Source organism: Shinella kummerowiae (genome assembly GCF_009827055.1).
GTDB lineage: Bacteria > Pseudomonadota > Alphaproteobacteria > Rhizobiales > Rhizobiaceae > Shinella > Shinella kummerowiae.
Genome location: NZ_WUMK01000002.1, coordinates 142681 through 160611 on the forward strand (window position 1 = coordinate 142681; position 17931 = coordinate 160611).

At 62.6% G+C, this 17931-nt stretch carries 19 protein-coding genes and 1 tRNA gene; 10 read left to right on the forward strand and 10 right to left on the reverse strand.

The window, feature by feature from the left end; genetic code table 11:
- Positions 1-53: 53 nt before the first annotated feature.
- Positions 54-332, reverse strand: coding sequence for a hypothetical protein (locus tag GR138_RS05125; protein ID WP_160857555.1), 279 nt, complete (start codon positions 330-332; stop codon positions 54-56).
- 110 nt (positions 333-442) lie between these two features.
- Here GR138_RS05125 and GR138_RS05130 point away from each other — a divergent pair, with 110 nt between their 5' ends.
- The 3 genes from GR138_RS05130 to GR138_RS05140 are packed head-to-tail and all read left to right on the forward strand — an operon-like array spanning position 443 to position 3250.
- A complete protein-coding gene (locus GR138_RS05130) occupies positions 443-1069 on the forward strand; it encodes a ribonuclease D (protein WP_160857556.1) in 627 nt (208 codons plus the stop codon).
- Positions 1070-1077: 8 nt separating this feature from the next.
- Positions 1078-1950, forward strand: a complete 873-nt coding sequence (locus GR138_RS05135) for a DUF817 family protein (RefSeq protein WP_160857557.1) — start codon at positions 1078-1080, stop codon at positions 1948-1950.
- Positions 1951-1999: 49 nt separating this feature from the next.
- Positions 2000-3250 carry a hypothetical protein gene (locus GR138_RS05140; RefSeq protein WP_160857558.1) on the forward strand — a complete coding sequence of 417 codons (1251 nt, stop codon included), beginning with the start codon at positions 2000-2002 and terminating at the stop codon, positions 3248-3250.
- Positions 3251-3253: 3 nt separating this feature from the next.
- On the opposite strand, the gene GR138_RS05145 is transcribed toward GR138_RS05140, so the two are convergent.
- Both GR138_RS05145 and GR138_RS05150 read right to left on the reverse strand, forming a co-directional pair.
- Complete coding sequence (locus GR138_RS05145; RefSeq protein WP_160857559.1) at positions 3254-3589, reverse strand: DUF6665 family protein; 336 nt, start codon at positions 3587-3589, stop codon at positions 3254-3256.
- 57 nt (positions 3590-3646) lie between these two features.
- Positions 3647-5029, reverse strand: coding sequence for a nicotinate phosphoribosyltransferase (locus GR138_RS05150; RefSeq protein WP_160857560.1), 1383 nt, complete (start codon positions 5027-5029; stop codon positions 3647-3649).
- Positions 5030-5418: 389 nt separating this feature from the next.
- Between GR138_RS05150 and GR138_RS05155 the strand changes: the two genes are divergently transcribed.
- A complete protein-coding gene (locus GR138_RS05155) occupies positions 5419-7365 on the forward strand; it encodes a hypothetical protein (protein WP_160857561.1) in 1947 nt (648 codons plus the stop codon).
- A 77-nt stretch (positions 7366-7442) separates the two neighbouring features.
- Here the strand turns inward: GR138_RS05155 and rpsA are convergent, their stop codons facing one another.
- From rpsA to aroA, 4 genes are all read right to left on the reverse strand, one after another.
- Positions 7443-9149, reverse strand: a complete 1707-nt coding sequence (gene rpsA, locus GR138_RS05160) for a 30S ribosomal protein S1 (protein ID WP_160857562.1) — start codon at positions 9147-9149, stop codon at positions 7443-7445.
- Between the two features lie 114 nt (positions 9150-9263).
- Positions 9264-9896 (reverse strand): (d)CMP kinase, encoded by a 633-nt coding sequence (gene cmk, locus GR138_RS05165; protein WP_160857563.1) that lies wholly within the window; start codon positions 9894-9896, stop codon positions 9264-9266.
- Positions 9893-10696 carry a hypothetical protein gene (locus GR138_RS05170; protein ID WP_160857564.1) on the reverse strand — a complete coding sequence of 268 codons (804 nt, stop codon included), beginning with the start codon at positions 10694-10696 and terminating at the stop codon, positions 9893-9895. Before GR138_RS05170 ends, cmk begins: the two co-directional genes overlap by 4 nt.
- 8 nt (positions 10697-10704) lie before the next feature.
- Positions 10705-12060 (reverse strand): 3-phosphoshikimate 1-carboxyvinyltransferase, encoded by a 1356-nt coding sequence (gene aroA / locus GR138_RS05175; RefSeq protein WP_160858055.1) that lies wholly within the window; start codon positions 12058-12060, stop codon positions 10705-10707.
- A gap of 258 nt (positions 12061-12318) precedes the next feature.
- Here aroA and GR138_RS05180 point away from each other — a divergent pair, with 258 nt between their 5' ends.
- Together GR138_RS05180 and GR138_RS05185 are read left to right on the forward strand one after the other, a co-directional pair.
- Positions 12319-12711 (forward strand): TIGR02300 family protein, encoded by a 393-nt coding sequence (locus tag GR138_RS05180; RefSeq protein WP_160857565.1) that lies wholly within the window; start codon positions 12319-12321, stop codon positions 12709-12711.
- Between the two features lie 146 nt (positions 12712-12857).
- Positions 12858-12933: transfer RNA gene (locus tag GR138_RS05185), tRNA-Ala, on the forward strand.
- 40 nt (positions 12934-12973) lie between these two features.
- Here the strand turns inward: GR138_RS05185 and GR138_RS05190 are convergent.
- Positions 12974-13243, reverse strand: coding sequence for a DUF2934 domain-containing protein (locus GR138_RS05190; protein ID WP_246200305.1), 270 nt, complete (start codon positions 13241-13243; stop codon positions 12974-12976).
- Between the two features lie 171 nt (positions 13244-13414).
- Here GR138_RS05190 and GR138_RS05195 point away from each other — a divergent pair, with 171 nt between their 5' ends.
- Entirely contained in the window at positions 13415-14584 is a 1170-nt protein-coding gene (locus tag GR138_RS05195) for a TMEM43 family protein (protein ID WP_160857567.1), read from the forward strand.
- 37 nt (positions 14585-14621) lie between these two features.
- Positions 14622-15413, forward strand: a complete 792-nt coding sequence (locus tag GR138_RS05200) for an ElyC/SanA/YdcF family protein (protein ID WP_160857568.1) — start codon at positions 14622-14624, stop codon at positions 15411-15413.
- Between the two features lie 2 nt (positions 15414-15415).
- On the opposite strand, the gene GR138_RS05205 is transcribed toward GR138_RS05200, so the two are convergent.
- Positions 15416-15889, reverse strand: a complete 474-nt coding sequence (locus GR138_RS05205) for a hypothetical protein (RefSeq protein WP_160857569.1) — start codon at positions 15887-15889, stop codon at positions 15416-15418.
- A gap of 148 nt (positions 15890-16037) precedes the next feature.
- Between GR138_RS05205 and GR138_RS05210 the strand changes: the two genes are divergently transcribed.
- Positions 16038-16673, forward strand: a complete 636-nt coding sequence (locus tag GR138_RS05210; RefSeq protein WP_160857570.1) for a TRIC cation channel family protein — start codon at positions 16038-16040, stop codon at positions 16671-16673.
- A 7-nt stretch (positions 16674-16680) separates the two neighbouring features.
- Here GR138_RS05210 and irrA read toward each other — a convergent pair whose 3' ends face one another.
- Positions 16681-17100 (reverse strand): iron response transcriptional regulator IrrA, encoded by a 420-nt coding sequence (gene irrA, locus GR138_RS05215; protein WP_160857571.1) that lies wholly within the window; start codon positions 17098-17100, stop codon positions 16681-16683.
- A gap of 313 nt (positions 17101-17413) precedes the next feature.
- Here irrA and fabA point away from each other — a divergent pair, with 313 nt between their 5' ends.
- Positions 17414-17929 (forward strand): 3-hydroxyacyl-[acyl-carrier-protein] dehydratase FabA, encoded by a 516-nt coding sequence (fabA, locus tag GR138_RS05220; protein ID WP_160857572.1) that lies wholly within the window; start codon positions 17414-17416, stop codon positions 17927-17929.
- Positions 17930-17931 lie beyond the last annotated feature (2 nt).

A 17931-nucleotide genomic window follows, 5' to 3' on the forward strand; every position in this document is an offset into this window, starting at 1 on the left:
GCTCCTCCGGATGACAGTCTCGATGGGATCGGCGAAACGAAGAGGCGTGTGTCTTACCAGTCGAGACCACGCAGGTTGCGTTCGCGCGACAGCGGCTGACCGCTGCCGGTGATCGTCACGCCGCCACGCACGCAATCATAGACGGTGTGGCCCCATATCTGCCTGGAACTGTTTTCCGGCGGAGGGACATAACGCGGCTCGCATGTCACACGCTCTTCGGCCTCATGCTCTTCTGTCGTCACGACACCCGGCAGGTCATGAAAAACCTGCGCCTGGACGGTCGGCGCGATTGTCAGCATGGCAAGGGCAGCAAGGGTCAATCGTATCGTCATCGTCTCTTCCGGCCGGCGGCCGATCCTTCGCAATCCATAAAGAGGTACCGCAGGGCAGAAACTTGCGCTATAGGCCTGCGGATATTCCTGCTGCTTAGATGGGGTTTTTCATGGCAAGTGCAATCCGGTATCACGAAGGTGACATCTCGGCAGCAGATGCGGCCCGCTATACCGGCGCGATCGCCATCGATACCGAGACGCTCGGCCTGATCCCGCGCCGCGACCGGCTGTGCGTGGTACAGCTTTCGCCGGGTAACGGCACGGCGGACGTCATCCGCATCGCCGCCGGCCAGAAGGAAGCGCCGAACCTCGTCGCCATGCTGGAAGACCCGAGCCGCCAGAAGATTTTTCACTACGGCCGCTTCGACATCGCCGTGCTGTTCCACACCTTCGGCGTCACGACCACGCCGGTTTTCTGCACCAAGATCGCCTCACGCCTGACGCGCACCTATACCGACCGGCACGGGCTGAAGGACAATCTCAAGGAAATGCTCGAAATCGATATTTCCAAACATCAGCAATCCTCCGACTGGGCGGCCGAAACGCTGTCGCAGGCGCAGCTCGACTATGCCGCATCCGATGTTCTCCACCTCCACGCACTGCGCGACAAACTGAATGCCCGCCTCGTGCGCGACGGCCGGCTTGCCCATGCGGATGCCTGCTTCGCCTTCCTGCCGACCCGTGCCAAGCTCGACCTTCTTGGCTGGGAAGAGACCGACATTTTCGCGCATAGCTGAGGCGGTCCGTGGAAAACGGACAGCAACACCAGACCGGACCGGCGCTCGAACCGCTGCGGCGGCTGATCCGCGGCCGGCTTGCGGCCCTCCCGCCCGGGCTTGCCGAGTTCATCCTGTTCGGCCTGAAACAGGCCTGGGCCTGCCTGTTCGGCGCCCTCATGCTCGGGCTGATCATCCTGACGAAACTCGTCTGGCAGCCCGACTGGCCGATCCATCGCTACGATGCGCTTTTCCTGATGGCGCTCGCCATCCAGGTCACCTTCCTCAGGCTGAAGATGGAGAGCCTGGAGGAGGCGAAGGTCATCCTGATCTATCACCTCGTCGGCACGGCCATGGAGATCTTCAAGGTCCATATGGGCTCATGGGTCTATCCGGAGGAGGCCGTCATCCGCATCGCCGGCGTGCCGCTGTTTTCCGGCTTCATGTATGCCTCTGTCGGCAGCTACATGGCGCGCGCCATCCGCATCTTCGACATGCGCTTCACACACTATCCGCCGTTCTGGGCGACGGCGCTGCTGGCGATCGCCATCTACGTCAATTTCTACATGCACCACTTCATCTTCGATATCCGCATGGTGCTGTTCGCCGCGACCGTTCTGCTGTTCTGGCGGGTGCGCATCTACTACACGGTGGAGGAGAGGCCGCGCTGGATGCCGCTCGTCGTGGCCGCCTTCCTCACTAGCATCTTCCTCTGGATCGCCGAGAATATCGGCACTGCGACGGGTGTGTGGCTCTATCCGGGCCAGAAGACGTGGCACATGGTGCCTTTCACCAAGCTCGGCTCGTGGTATCTGCTGCTCTATGTCAGCTTCGTGCTGGTAACGGTGGTGTGCCGGCCACAGCCGCCGGATACCCCTGAAATCCGACGGGCACAGGATTAACGCCCGGTTAATCGACCCGCCCTATCCTCCGACAAGACCGGAGGTTGCCATGTTGACACCCCTGCAGAGCGCGCAATCCACTGCCGCCGTCTCGGCGATGCAGTCGATCGTCGAAACGCTGGAGGAACGCCAGCGCCAGGAAGCGGAGAAGGCGAGCGGGCGCAAGCCCGACGAAATCCGAGAGCAGACCCATCTGCGCTCGGACGACACGGCACGCCAGGCGAACGCCCGCATCAACGAACATTTCTTCGGCAGCAATGCCGGCAGCGAAGACACGCTTGCCAAGCTGGTTTCCCGTTTCAGCGATGCACTCGGCCTGACACAGCAGGACGGTGAGTCCAGCCGCCAGTTCGCCCAGCGTCTTGCCGACCAACTGACGCTCATCGACGGCATCGCCCTTCCCGCCAAGGGAAGCACGCTCAACGTTACCCTCGGCTCGCTCGGCACAACGCTGACCGCCGTCAAACAGGCGATGAGCGGCCCATCCGACGATGCGACGGCAAACCTCGTCGCGCGCCTTGCGTTGACGGCCGACGTGACGCAGGGTGAAGACGAGACGGACGCCGATTTCGAACAGCGCCTCTCCAGCATGCTGACGCGCCAGCGCGGCGAATTGCCGGCCGATATCGCGACGCTCGAAAAGAAGACCGGCCTCTCCGAGCTCGGCCTTGCAGCGAGCGATCTGGTTGCCGCAATCCGCAATCCCTACGGCACCGAAGCCGAGCGGGTGAAAGACGCGTTGGCCGAGAAGGCGCAGGCTGAAAAGGCGCTGACGCCGGAGATGCAGAAGGTGCTTGCCCGTCTGGAAGACGCGGCGAACCCGAAATCGATCGAGGAACTGAAGCTCGACCGCACCCGGCGGGACCCGACCCGCGTCGAGGACGCGGAAACGCGCAAAGAGCGCGAAGACACGATCCGCAAGCTGGAAGCGGGCAAGAAGCTCGAGGATGTCCAGGCGCTTCAGGACGCCGTCGGCGAAGCCCACGAGGACGTGAGCGCCGGCAAGACGAAGGACAAAAAGGCCACCGAACCGTCCGCCGCCGCGCTCGACACCATCCAGTTGCTCGCCGCCGGCGCGGAAGCCACCGCGATTACCGATAGAGCGCCTGCGAAAACCGACGACACCTTGTTCAAGAACAAGGAAGCCACGGCCGAAACCACCGGTGAAGCCGTCCGCAATCTTGATGCGGCGAGCACCCGCGAACTGGAAGAGCGGGAAGCGGCAAAGAAGGAAGTTTTCGCGCTGCGCGTCGATGACAACGGCATTTACGATCTGATCACGCGCCAGCTCGTCGCCTGACGCTTACGCCTTCCGCCGCACGATGCCGAGCCTTGCAATGACCTCGGGCGGAATGCCGTAGCGGCGGACCGCGTCCTTCTGGCTGCGCAGGCCGCACATCTCCCGCTGGATGAAGAAGGCCCATACCTTGTCCGCCGCGTCGTTCAGCAGGTCTTCGCGTTCGGTATCGCCGCACCCCGCACCAAGGCGTTCAGCGAGCAGCGCCAAAGCCTTCTCGACCTTCAGCCCGTGCCAGCCGAGCGCATCCGCCCGCTCGGACATCAGCTCGTATTCAAGGATATTGAGCCCCGTTTCCTTGGTGAAGGAGGGGGCGAGGGCCTGTGGCGGGCGAACCGTCATCTCTCGTCTCCAATCAACGAGCGAAAGATGGCGCGGCACGCGTGCCGTTGCAAGAGGTCAGGCGGCGCGGGCGCGGACCTCGTCGAAGGCCCAGTCGCGAAGCAGCTGGCCGTCGCGCCAGACCGGTTGCAGCAGATTCTCGCGGCCCACCAGCTGGTCGATGCGGGCGGCCTCCAGGCCGCCGACGCCTGCCACCACGGCCTGCCGCCCCCCCTTCGAGGCCTTGAGGTTCATGGTCGCCGGGCGCTTGAACACGTCGTGCCAGGCGCCTTGCGTATCCTGCCGCGCATTGGCCTTCATGGCGAAGGAATAGGTGTCGCGGTTGACCTTCTGCAAAAGCCCCGCGCCCATGCCGAAGGCGATGTTTTCTGCCGAGAAGCCGAAGGCCTCCAGCCGGCCGAGGATGAGGCCGATATCGGCTGGCGAAATGCCGTCGCCCTGGATAACGCGCACGCTGTTGTCCAGCACCTTGTAACCCTTGGCATTGAGATACGTGCCAAAGGCATAGGCGAGCTGGCGCACGACCTGCACCGGCGTTTCCACCGGATCGCCGCTGTCCGGACGCACGACCAGCGTGCCACCCGCGGACTGCACCCGCGCCTTGAGCTGCTTGCCCCAGATTTCCGTGACGGCATTGTTGATGTCGTAGCTGTCCGACACGACCGCGTAGAGACCCTTGGCGCCGAACTGGTCGATCATGTTGCCATAGGCGTCCGCCTCATGTTCCTGACCCCAGGAGGTCATGGTCGAGTGCTCGGATGCCGGGATCGAGAACCCGGCCATGTCCGCGCCGTAGTAGCGGCGCGCGAAGAGCACGGCGCTGACCGTATCGGTCCCCATGAAATTGACGAGATGGGCCGCGCCACCGATGCCCGCCTGCTCGAAGCTCGTCGTGCCACGCGCGCCAAAATCGTGCAGGCGGAAAGGCAGGACGGCGGCCGGGTCGTCGCAGGTCTTGTCGAGGATCGGCTGGATGATCTGCTTCACCTTGCGCGAATTGGACGCGACTGTGCTCGGGTACCATATGGCGCGCAGAAGCGAGGTCTCGATATAGGAGGTTAGCCAGTAGCAGGCCGGATCCGTGTTGACCACCTGCGCAACCGGCACGCCACGGCGCACCAATGTGCCCTCCGGCAGCGCCTCGATGGAGAGCGGCAGAAAACCGCCATGTTTGTTGACGATATGCGTCCAGCCTGCCCGGTTGAACGGCAGGCCGTGCGCCGTCACGATCGCTTCGGCCTCGTCCACATCCCCTTTCGTCACCGGTTTCGACAGGTATTCCTTGAGGAACATCTGCAGCCCGAAGAACAGCACTTCCGGCTGCTCGGAATGGCCCCGCGCCTCGACATAGGAGGAAATGGCACAGGTTTCCGGCGGATATTGCAGATAGTGGCTGAACTTGTAGCTGTCGGTGTTGAGGATGAGATTGGTGAGGTTCATCAAGGGTCTCCGCCGCGTCCGCGGCCAACAGTGCCGGCAAGATTTACGCGAGCTGAGCATAAGGGGCAAGACCCGTGGAAGTGGTGAAATCCAGCCTTCCGGTGCTGCGGGTGCGAAGGATTTCCATCTGAATTAGGATTTCATTAACCATAAAATGCCAATTGTAAGAATCAGTAGATGTTCGGAGTTCAGGGTTTCTCCCGTCCGGTACAGTCGAGCGGTTCAGTGCTTGCCGGGTTGCCCGCCGCCTCCGCGTAAATGTCCGGTTCGTCCGGGCCGAAAGCTTACCCTTTGCAGCGTCGCGCATGATGCGCCATCCGACGGACGATGGAACATTGGCAGGCCTTGCGATGCGGGATCGCATCGGCGATGGACAACAGGAGGCAGGCATGCTGCCGCGCGTGGCAACGACGACCGGGACTTCGCAGCCCTCCCCCACCCTTCCGGCGGGCAGCTCGGTCGATGCGATCGCCAGGCCACAGCTCTCCGCCGCCGCCCTCGCCAATCTTCGGGCGGACGTGCTGCTCCGGCTTATCGAAACCATGCTCAAGCACATGCCGCCGAGCGCCGAGGCGAACCCGAGCCGTGACCTGCTGGAGACATTGCTCGTCGCCCTGAAGACCTTGCCGGGCCGCGAAGGCGAGACTGGTCGCAAGCTTGCCGATATTCTCGCCAAGCTTCCGCCGGAACTCCGCCCGAGCGTGGAAAAGCTGATCAGCACCGTGCTCTCCTCCATGCCCACCCGCAGCCTCATCGAAATCATTCGCAACCCGAACGGCCCGGAGGCACAGAAACTCGCGACCCTGATCGCAACAAGCCTTGCGCTTCCGGACGGTGGCGACGTTAATGGCGGAAAAACGGAGTACCCGAAGAAGCCGCTTGGCCTGACGCTCCAGCAACTCGCCATTCTCGACCGCCAGGACAGCAATGTACTCTCTGCCATTCCGGCGCGCGTGCTTGCCGAGGCCCTGCGCAATCCAGGCGGACCGGAAGCGCAAAAGCTTGCCAGTCTGATCGCAGCGAGCCTTTCGCTTGCCGACGAAGGCGGAGCGGACCTCCAGCAGAAGCCAGCGGGTCTTGCCGCCCAGCAGCTAGGTATCGTCGGCCGCCAGGGCAATCTGCTCTCTGCCATTCCGGCGCGCGCGCTTGCCGAGATCCTGCGCAATCCGAGCGGGCCGGAAGCGCAAAAACTCGCCGCTCTCCTTGCGAATTTCGATCTCGACCAGGGCGACAACAACCTTCATGCTGCCGGTGCGGAGCGCAAGCCAGGCGGCCTGACCGCCCAGCAACTTATCGCCATCGGACGCCAAGGCACGCAACAGGCTGGGCAATCCGGGGATGCGCGTGCGCTGCAAGCGGCACTGAAAAGCATCTTCGACGCCGACGGCAGCAGTAAACCGCGCACCGGGGTGGCACGCCCAACAGAGGCCGTTGCCGGCCGGCAGGAGCCCGCCCAGGCGAACCGTTTGCCCGCGGATGCGAATGCTCCAGCGCGCACAGAGCAGCAAGCGCCAGTGCCCGTCACCAGACGCGGCGACCAGCAGCCCGTCGAAGCCGTCGAGACGGTCGTCCGCCACGGCGACCACGCGGAAGAAGCCGAAACCGCGACACCGACCGCAAAGCGGGAGGACCTGCCCGCGAAGGCGCAGACTGTCAACGCGACGGGACAGGCGCTGGCCCGCAGCGTGCTGCAAGCCGTGGCACGCGATGTGCCGCCAGCTTTGCTGATGCAGGCCGTGGCGCATCTGGTCGAGAACCTCTCGCCCGAGGAGGCGAGCTTTCTTCGTACGCTGCTGGAACGGCCGCTCGATGCGCTGGTCGAGCAGGAACTCGGACGCGCTGAGACCGCCCATCCGGAGGAGAGCGGACAGCAGGCCATCGAGACCGAAACGGCGGCTGAAGGCACCAACGCAAAGCCTGAAAATGCCCTCTCCTCGCCACGGCAGGCTACAGAGCAAAACGAGGCATTGCCGATGCCGGCGCGCCCGGCTGCCCAACCGGCAACGGTGGTCGATGTGACGCCGGACAGATTGCTCCCGCCAGCGATGCCGCGTGACGGAATACCGCTCGCCTTCGTTCCTTACCGGCCGGCCGAGGAAGACCTCGAATGGTCGGATAACCGGAAGCCGGAAGACGACGAACCCGGCGATGAAGACGCGGCCGAGGATGAAGCCGAGGGCGACAGCGCTGCACAGCAGGACGCCGAAGCGGGTTCTTCCGATAACGGGCCTGAAAGCGCGGATATGGCGCGCAAGCGGGAAAAGACGGCGGAGATGGTCGGCGTCATCGAACCCGGCCTCATCTTCTACCAGAAGCTCGGCGACTACTGGGCCTGAGCGCCCGAAAGATCCGGAACGAAAAAGCCCGCGGAGATCGCTCTCCGCGGGCTTCTTATTGTTCAGGCAAACAAGGCTTACTCGGCGTTGTTGCGGTTCTTCAGAGCCGCGCCGAGGATGTCGCCGAGCGAAGCGCCCGAGTCGGACGAACCGAACTGTGCGACGGCTTCCTTCTCTTCAGCGATTTCCAGAGCCTTGATCGAAAGCTGGATCTTGCGATCCTTCTTCGAGAAGTTCAGGACGCGGGCGTCAACGGTCTGGCCGACCGAGAAACGCTCCGGACGCTGTTCGTCACGGTCACGCGACAGGTCGTTGCGGCGGATGAACGACGTGATGTCCTCGTGGTTGACGAGCTTCACTTCGATGCCGCCATCGTTGATCGCGATGACTTCAGCCGAAACGACGGCGTTCTTGCGCAGGTCGCCGGATGCTGCGGCGTCGCCGACAGAGTCCTTGCCGAGCTGCTTGATGCCGAGCGAGATGCGCTCCTTGTCGACGTCCACATCGAGAACGACAGCCTTGACGACGTCGCCCTTGTTGTATTCCTCGATGACCTGCTCGCCCGGACGGTTCCAGTCGAGGTCGGAGAGGTGCACCATGCCGTCCACGTCGCCGTCGAGGCCGATGAACAGACCGAATTCGGTCTTGTTCTTGACTTCGCCTTCGACTTCCGTGCCAGCCGGGTGGCTGTGCGCGAAGGCCTGCCACGGGTTCTCGAGGGTCTGCTTGAGACCGAGCGAGATGCGGCGCTTCGTCGGGTCGACTTCGAGAACGACCACGTCAACTTCCTGGCTCGTGGACAGGATCTTGCCGGGGTGAACGTTCTTCTTCGTCCAGGACATTTCGGAGATGTGGATCAGGCCTTCGATGCCCGGCTCCAGCTCGACGAACGCACCGTAGTCGGTGATGTTCGTGACCGTACCGGAGATCTTCTTGCCGGTCGGGTACTTGGTGCCGATGCCATCCCACGGATCCGACTCGAGCTGCTTCATGCCGAGCGAGATGCGGTGGGTTTCCTGGTTGATGCGGATGATCTGAACCTTGACCTGCTGGCCGATGGACAGGATCTCCGACGGATGGTTGACGCGGCGCCAGGCCATGTCGGTGACGTGCAGCAGGCCGTCGATGCCGCCGAGGTCAACGAACGCACCGTAATCGGTGATGTTCTTGACGACGCCGTCAACAACCTGGCCTTCTTCGAGGTTCTGAACGATTTCAGAACGCTGCTCGGCGCGCGACTCTTCGAGAACCGTACGGCGCGAGACAACGATGTTGCCGCGACGCTTGTCCATCTTGAGGATTTCGAAGGGCTGCGGGTTGTGCATGAGCGGGGTGACGTCGCGGATCGGACGGATGTCGACCTGCGAACGCGGCAGGAAGGCAACGGCGCCGTCGAGATCGACGGTGAAGCCACCCTTGACCTGGTTGAAGATGACGCCTTCGACGCGCTCGCCAGCTTCGAACTTGACTTCGAGCTTGGCCCAGCTCTCTTCGCGGCGAGCCTTTTCGCGCGACAGAACAGCTTCGCCCAGCGCGTTTTCGATGCGCTCGACATAGACTTCGACTTCGTCGCCGACCTTCAGCGTGCCGTCCTTGGACTTGGCACCGAATTCCTTCAGCGGTACGCGGCCTTCGACCTTGAGACCGACGTCAATGATGGCGACGTCCTTCTCGATGGCCGTAACGATACCCTTGGCAACATAGCCTTCGGCGAGATCGTTGGTGGCAAAAGATTCCTGCAGCAGGGCTGCGAAATCTTCGCGCGTGGGGTTTGCTTGAGACATGAAAACTCCTGGTGTGCCTCTCGGGCACGGGCGCCGGGGGTTAGCGTTGATGATAAACAAAACTCTGTCCGCTGCCACGAAGGCAGCAAATCCGGCGCGGGGACAGGCTTCGTTCTATTGCTTAAGCGCGGCGTCGATGACCGACTTTGCCGCCGAAAACGCCGCCTCTATACTCATTTCCGAGGTATCAAGCAAGTGCGCATCGTCAGCGGGCTTCAGCGGACTGTCGGCCCGGCCCATGTCGCGCTCGTCGCGCCGGCGGATATCGTCGAGGATCGTCTCGAAATCGGCCACCCCACCGCCGGCGAGGATTTCGTCGTAGCGACGCTTCGCGCGCACCTCCGGCGAGGCAGTGACATAAAGCTTTACCGGCGCATCCGGGCAAACGACGGTGCCGATATCGCGACCGTCGAGCACCGTACCCGGCTCACGCCCTGCAAAACTGCGCTGCGCCTCGACGAGCGCACGACGCACCGAAGGCATGACGGCGATCCTGGATGCCGCCTCGCCGATTGCATGGGCCGAAAGCACGGAGCGGTCGAGCCCGCCGAGATCGAGATTGCGCGCGACGTCGGCGGCGATAGTCTCGTCGTCAAGCGGCAGGCCGCGATCCAGCAATGCTTTCGCCGTTGCCCGGTAGGTCAGGCCCGTGTCGAGATGATGAAAGCCATAGTCTTCCGCGATAAGGCGCGACAGCGTTCCCTTGCCGGCAGCCGCAGGACCGTCGATGGCAATTGTGAAGGTCATTCTCTTACCTGAAAATGGATGTGATCGTCATGCCGAGCCGCCCTGCACCCTTGGAACCCTAAATTCTGGCCGGAGACACCGAGGCGCTGCGACAGATGCGGCTCTATAAAGATTCGCTCCACCCCGAATTCCTGTCCCTCCGATGCCAGCCAACGCAAGGCTGCACCTGTTCTGACTTCATCCAGCGTCCATGCGGGAAAAAGCCCTTGCAGAAACCCCATATCCCACCGAAGTGTCAAGAGATCGGTACGGCCGCGACACGGTAAAACGGCATCGGCAACGGGCTCTTCGAAAGCAAAATAGCCGATCGGGGATCGTGTCACCCGGTTTAAGACGCCTCCGGCTTCGTCCCGGTAGTAGAACGCAACATCGAGCTTGCGCCCATCATTGTGCGACAGGTGCGGGAGAAGTGGAAAGCCACCCAAAAAGGGAAAATTGGCATCGAGAACGAGTGTCACGGTCCCTGGATGCTTCTGCTCCATTGCGACGGACAGTGCTTCCGCCGCCCGTTTTGCAACGGGCGTCAGGTAGTTGCGGTTGAGGATGCAATAAAGTGGCGACTGAACCTGCAAACTCCCGCGCTCGAAACATGACAGCGCGATGCGACCGAATGCCGGCGCCAAAAAAGGCGTGGCGGCAGTTGCCGAAACGTACAGCGTAACGAAAATCGCAAGACGCGCTGCAAGGCCCGTGATCTTCGCCTTACGGGAAAGCCAGCGTGCCACGAGGTACACCACGCCGCCGATCTGCGTAAGAACGGTTAAAAGCCCGAAGAGAAGCGCAACGCCCAGAAGACGCATCGAGCGTTCTAGGCGTTCAGCTCGATCTTCGCCCCAAGACCCGCCATCAGGTCCATGAACTCCGGAAAGCTTGTTGCGATCATCGTCGCGTCGTCCACCGTCACCGGGTGTTCCGAAACGAGGCCCATGACGAGGAAGCTCATGGCGATGCGGTGGTCGAGGTGTGTGGCGACGGCGGCGCCCGAGGCGTTGCCGAGGCCCTTGCCATCCGGGCGGCCGCGCACGACGAGCGAGGCTTCACCCTCGTCGCAATCGACGCCGTTGAGCTTGAGGCCGATGGCGACGGCCGAGAGGCGGTCGCTTTCCTTGACGCGCAGCTCATCGAGGCCATTCATCACTGTGGTGCCTTCAGCGAAGGCGGCGGCGACGGCAAGCACCGGATATTCGTCGATCATCGACGGCGCGCGATCTTCCGGCACCGTCACGCCCTTGAGCTCGGAGGAGCGCACGCGCAGGTCCGCCACGTCCTCGCCGCCGGCAAGGCGCGGGTTCAGCACCTCGATGTTCGCACCCATTTCCTGCAGCGTCAGGATGAGACCGGTACGGGTCGGGTTCATCAGCACGTTGAGGATCGTGACGTCGGAGCCCGGAACCAGAAGGGCGGCGACCAGCGGGAAGGCCGTCGAGGACGGATCGCCCGGCACATCGATGACCTGGCCGGTGAGCTTGCCGCGGCCTTCAAGCCGGATCGTGCGCACGCCGTCTGCATCCGTCTCGACCGTGAGATTGGCGCCAAAGCCCTGCAGCATCTTTTCGGTATGGTCGCGCGTCATGATCGGCTCGATGACCGTCGTGATGCCGGGCGTGTTGAGGCCGGCGAGCAGCACGGCCGACTTCACCTGGGCAGACGCCATCGGCACGCGATAGGTGATCGGCGTCGGCGTCTTCGGACCGCGCAGCGTCACCGGCAGGCGGTCGCCGGCGTCAGACGTCACCTGCACGCCCATTTCGCGCAGCGGGTTCAGCACGCGGCCCATCGGGCGCTTGGTGAGCGAGGCGTCGCCGATGAAGGTGCTGTCGAAATCATAGACGCCGACGAGGCCCATGGTCAGGCGGCAGCCGGTGCCGGCATTGCCGAAATCGAGCGGCGCTTGCGGCGCCAGCAGCGCGCCATTGCCAACACCGTTGATGATCCAGGTGTCGCCATCCTTGCGGATCTTGGCGCCCATGGCCTGCATCGCCTTGCCCGTATTGATGACGTCCTCGCCTTCGAGCAGCCCGGTGATGCGCGTCTCGCCACTGGCAAGGCCGCCGAACATGAAGGAACGGTGAGAAATCGACTTGTCACCCGGGATGCGAACGGTCCCGGAAAGGCCGGAGGACTTGCGGGCGATTGCGGGCCGTGCACTGGCGCCGTGCGACATGAGCGTCTTCCTTATATACATCCACCGCTCCCTCAACGGTGCCCGCCGGGGAGAACGCGGGCTTGCTATCACAAACGATTTAAAGCGTCATCATCTTGCCGAAAAACATTCGTCTGCGGGCACGGGCCCGCTCCTCCCGAAGTTTGGCTTTGACAGGATTGCCCAAGACGATTATGGGGACCGGCTAATCATTCTACGTCCAACGCGCCGGGACCCCCGGCCCCGCCGGAAATATTCGGCACCTGAGAGGCTTTGACTGTGGCGAAACAGGAACTCGGAACCAAACGCATCGACCCGGAAACGGGCAAGAAATTCTACGACCTGAACCGCAATCCGATCGTCTCCCCCTATACCGGCAAGTCCTACCCGCTTTCCTTCTTTGAAGAGACGGCAGCGGTCGCGGTTCTCGAAAAGGCCGCCGAAGAAGAGGACGTCAACGAAGTCGATACGGAGAACACCGAAGTCGAACTCGTTTCGCTCGAGGATGCCGATGACGAAGCAGCGGGCGGCGACGACCTGCCGGATCTGGGCGACGACGAAGTCGAAATCGACGGCGACGAAGACGATACGTTCCTGGAACAGGACGATGATGACGACGATGACGACATGACCGGCCTGATCGGCGTCACCGGCGACGAAGACGAAGCATAAGACGTTGTTTTTCCGGCCGGTTTCAAAAAAACCGGCCGGATTTCATTTTTCGGCTTGCCATCTCCGATCACCGGAAGTAATAAGCCGCACACCGAACGGAAACACCGCTTCGGTTCCCGGAAAACCGGCCTTGCCGGACCCGTTATGGGGCTATAGCTCAGCTGGGAGAGCGCTTGCATGGCATGCAAGAGGTCAGCGGTTCGATCCCGCTTAGCTCCACCAAATCTTCTCCAAGGCAGATAGTTGTTAGAGCGCGAAAGCTTTAGGGCTGTTCGCGCATGCCCGGTGTTGCTTCGCGCTGATCGGCGTCTTCCAGATCGGTCTTCACCAAGAACACATCATTGTGCTGGCGCGCAGCTTCGCGCAGTGCCGCGAGGTTCGGGACGTCGTCGCCCTCGATCTCGCCGACGCCCTGGTCGATTTCGCGTTCGGCCTGATACCAGTGTTCGTCGGGCTTGCCCTCCGGCCGGCCTTCCTGCTGCCAGAGCGCATGGGCCCGTTTGCGGATTTTCTCGTCACGATCATCGGTCATGGACATGCTCCCTTCCATACCTGCAACGAACGAGAGAGGGTGTGAAATGTTCCGCCACCCCACCGCTCGCCCACCGACCATCATATCCCCGCTTGCACAGTTCAGGAACCGCGAATAAGCATGGCCTGCCGGGCGTCTCAGGCTAGAACGCACGCTTTGTCGGGGGACATCATGAGCTTTACGGAAACGACGACCACCTCCTGGTTTTCCAGGTTGAAGGGTGCGCTGATCAAGATCGTGATCGGCTTCATCCTTCTGATCGCCTGCATCTGGCTTCTCTTCTGGAACGAGGGCCGCTCGGTAAAAACCTATCGCGCGCTCGTCGAGGGGGCGGGGCTCGTTGTTTCCGTCGACAATGGCAGCGTCGACCCGGGCAATGACGGCAAGCTGGTGCATATTTCAGGGCCGGTGAAGCCGGTCGGCGTGCCGGAAGACGACGTGCTTGGCATATCGGCGCAGGGTGCTGCGGGTCTCGAGCGCATCGTCGAAATGTACCAATGGATCGAGAGCTCGAAGTCGGAGACGCGCAAGCAGCTCGGCGGCAGCGAGGAAACCGTCACGACCTATTCCTATCACAAGGAATGGAAGCAGAACGAGGTCAACTCCGGCAACTTCCGCCAGTCGGGCCATGACAACCCGCAAAAGCCGATCGACGATGCAAGCTTCCCGGTGAAATCCGCCACGATCGGTGCCTTCAGCATCGATGGACGCGCGGTCGCCCGCCTCGGCGAGGAGCGGCCGGTGCCGCTGACCGCCATCGAGGCGAACCGCATGGGTGAGGCCGTAACGCTTGGCAAGCCCATCTCGACGATCGCCGGCCAGGCGGTCTTCTCGTTCAATCCCGAGGACCCGCAGATCGGCGACATCCGCATCCGCTTCGAGCGCTCCGACATTGCCGAGGCGAGCTTCGTCGGCGCGCAGCGTGGCAGCGGGGTGACGCCCTACAAGACGACGAACGGGCGCGACCTGTTCCTCAGCGATGCCGGCATCGTCGATGCGCCCGCTATGTTCGACGCGGCGCAGAGCGAGAACACCATCATCACCTGGCTTGTCCGCATCGGCGGCCTCGTCGGTATCTTTGTCGGCTTCGCCTTCATCCTGTCTATCCTCGGCGTCATTGCCGACGTCATCCCCTTCATCGGCTCGATCGTCAATTTCGGCACGACGGCGATTGCCCTCATCCTCACCTTGCTGATCGGCCCGGCCGTCATCGCCATTGCCTGGATCGCCTATCGTCCGTTCATTGCCATAGCGGTTATCGTCGCGGGCATTGCGCTTGCGGCAGGCATCCTCTATCTGCGGCGCGGCAAGACGGCGGCACCGGCTTTGGGCCGGGCCTGACGCAGACGGCGGCATGACAACGAACAGCGGGTAACGCGTGACCTACTACGCCTCGAAGATCTTCTGGCTGGCGGCCCAACCGCTGTCGCTCGCTCTGCTGCTACTCGTTTTCAGCCTGCTGGTCGGGCTCTTGAAATGGAACCGCCTTCGAACCTGGGCGAGCATCGCCGCCACGCTCATCCTCTTCCTGACGCTCTTTACCACGACCGGCTCGGTCCTGCTGCAGGCACTGGAGGACCGCATTCCCCGGGCGGCACTGCCGGCCGGCGGACCGGGCTGCATCATCATGCTCGGCGGCGGCGTGGAAGCGGAAGTGATCGCGGCCCGCGGCGGTTTCGAGATGAACCAGGCCGGCGACCGCTTCATCGAGACGCTGCGGCTTGCGCGTGAATTCCCGGCAGCGCGCATTCTGGTTTCCGGTGGCGACGGCTCGTTCAGCGGCAATTATGAGGGGGATGCGGTTGTCGCAACGCGTTTCTTCGAGGCCTTCGACGTGCCCGCCGACCGGCTGATCCGCGAAACGGACTCACGCACGACGTTCGAGAATGTCGAAAACACCAAAGCGCTTCTCACCGCCAACGGCCTCGATCGCTGCCTGCTCATCACCTCGGCCTTCCATATGCCGCGCTCGGTCGGTCTTTTCCGCAAGCTCGGCCTCGACGTCCTGCCCTGGCCGACGGATTTCCGCACGACGGGCCGCGCCAGCCTCGCGCTCGACTTCACACAGCCATCGACCAACAGTCAATTGACGACGACGGCGCTCAGGGAATGGACGGGGCTGCTGGTCTATTACATTGCCGGCCGCACTCACGCGCTCTTCCCGGAATAGGCCTATTTCTTGGAAATCGTATCGAACTGCGCGCCGCGCACGCGGATCGTCATGACGCAATATTCTGAATCGTCGCGCCCGCAGCTTGCGGCATTGGCTTTCAATTCCAGCACCTTGTTGCCGTAGCGCTGCTTCAATTCATAGCCGTAGAGATCGGCGTTGGCCGCCAGAAAATAACCGCCTTCGGCAACCTGGATGTAGAACTCATGCGGGCAACCGACATTGCCGCAGAGGCCGCCGGGCACGCCGTCGCAATTGACCGCGCCGAGATTGAAGATCGCATCGACAAGCTTGTCATTGTTGAAATCGACATTGTCGGCGAAATCCTCGCCATAGACCGTCGTCTTGCAGCGTTTGGCGACCTCAGCCTGCACGACTGCCTGCGCATCGGGGACGATTTCCGCGGCGCGAGCCGGCAGGACGGTGGAAACGAGCGCGGCGGAGAGGAGCGCAAGGATTCTGATGCGGATAGCCATCTCTCAAACCTTTCCATGGCAGGCGATTCGGTCATTATGCGGACGAGCCGGCGCGCTGCCTGATTCTGCCCGGACCTATGGGCGCGCACTCTAGCGCGGCAAAGCTGTCGCGAGGCTTGGGCTGGCTTAGCCCGCAAGGAGGGGACGCGTGCCGATTCTGGAATTGCTCGATTATACTGGCGTCGCGGTCTTTGCCGCCACTGGCGCGTTGTCCGCCTCGCGCAAGCAGCTCGATATCATCGGCTTTCTCTTCCTGGCCGCGGCAACCGGCATCGGCGGCGGCACACTCCGGGACGTCATCCTCGGCGCAACCCCGGTCTTCTGGGTGGTGAACCCGACCTATCTCATCGTTTGCGTGGCGGTCGCGCTTCTGGTCTTCGTGCTCGCCCACCGGATCGAGTCACGCTACCGCCTGTTGCTGTGGCTCGATGCGATGGGCGTCTCCGCCTATTGCGTCATGGGGGCCGCGAAGGGATTTGCCGCCACCGGCTCGCCGACCGTGGCGATCACCACCGGGGTGCTGACGGCGAGCTTCGGCGGGATCATACGGGACCTGCTTGCCGGAGAACCCTCCGTATTACTGCGGCCGGAAATCTACATCACCGCAGCGCTCATTGGTGCCGCCGGCTTCACGGCGGCGACCGTTGCGGGTGCGCCGCTCTGGCTCGCTTCGGCAATCGGCATCGGCAGCGCGTTCATCGTGCGCGGCGGCGCGCTGCGATTCGGCTGGTGTTTTCCAGTCTACAAGCCGCGGCCAGGGCGGCATCCGGACGATGTAATGTAGGGAGGGCTCAGCCCTTGCGCGGACGCAAGCGGATGATCACGTCGACATGGGCGATTTCCATGCCTTCCGGCGGCTCCGGCAGGTTGCCGATGGCGATGTTGCTCACCGGAATGTCGAGCACGTGGTTCTCGCCCTCGATGAAGAAATGGTGGTGATCCGATACGTTGGTGTCGAAATAGGTCTTCGAGCTCTCCACCGCCAGAACGCGGATCATGCCCGCTTCGGTGAACTGGTGCAGCGTGTTGTAGACGGTTGCAAGCGAGACCGGGACGCCGGCGGTGACGGCTTCCTCGTGCAGTTCCTCGACCGTCAGGTGGCGGTCGCCTTTGGCGAACAGCAGGGCGGCGAGTGCCACGCGCTGGCGCGTCGGGCGCAGGCCGCAGTGGCGCAGGCGCTCTTCGATGGGCATCTCGTGTGTATGCGTCATGGGTGACGGATCCGCTTGGCTGGCCTTGAACAACAATCTTGACGTTTCGATATAACTTTAGCCTCGCCGGGATTCAATAGGATTACGGCACTTGAATGGCGTGCAACATGCGGAAAACCGGGCCCTTTGCTTTCACCACAACACTTTGCACTGGCTGTCACGGCAAGCATCATGTATGCGGACTGCTGAAATAACCTCTCGCCCAAAACAGGTGAGGCGACAAAAAGGGGAAGGACCGGGTGCTTCAATTCGCGCCGTACCTTCCTAAATCTAACGCTTACACAGCGTGTTCAGACCGGGGATGAGACATTCGATGACGACCAGGCAATCCAGCTACAACTATGAGGAAATTCTGCGCTGCGGCCGCGGTGAGCTTTTCGGCCCCGGCAATGCCCAGCTTCCTCTGCCGCCCATGCTGATGGTCCACCGCATCACCGACATTTCCGAAACCGGCGGCGCCTTCGACAAGGGCTATATCCGCGCCGAATACGACGTGAAGCCCGACGACTGGTATTTTCCCTGTCATTTCCAGGGCAACCCGATCATGCCGGGCTGCCTCGGCCTCGATGGCATGTGGCAGCTGACCGGCTTCTTCCTCGGCTGGCTGGGTGAACCGGGCCGCGGCATGGCGCTGTCCACCGGCGAAGTGAAGTTCAAGGGCATGGTGCGCCCGGAAACGAAGCTCCTCGAATACGGCATCGACTTCAAGCGCGTCATGCGCGGCCGCCTCGTGCTCGGCACGGCGGACGGCTGGTTGAAGGCCGACGGCGAGACTATCTATCAGGCGACCGACCTGCGCGTCGGCCTGTCGAAGGACAAGGAAGCCTGAGG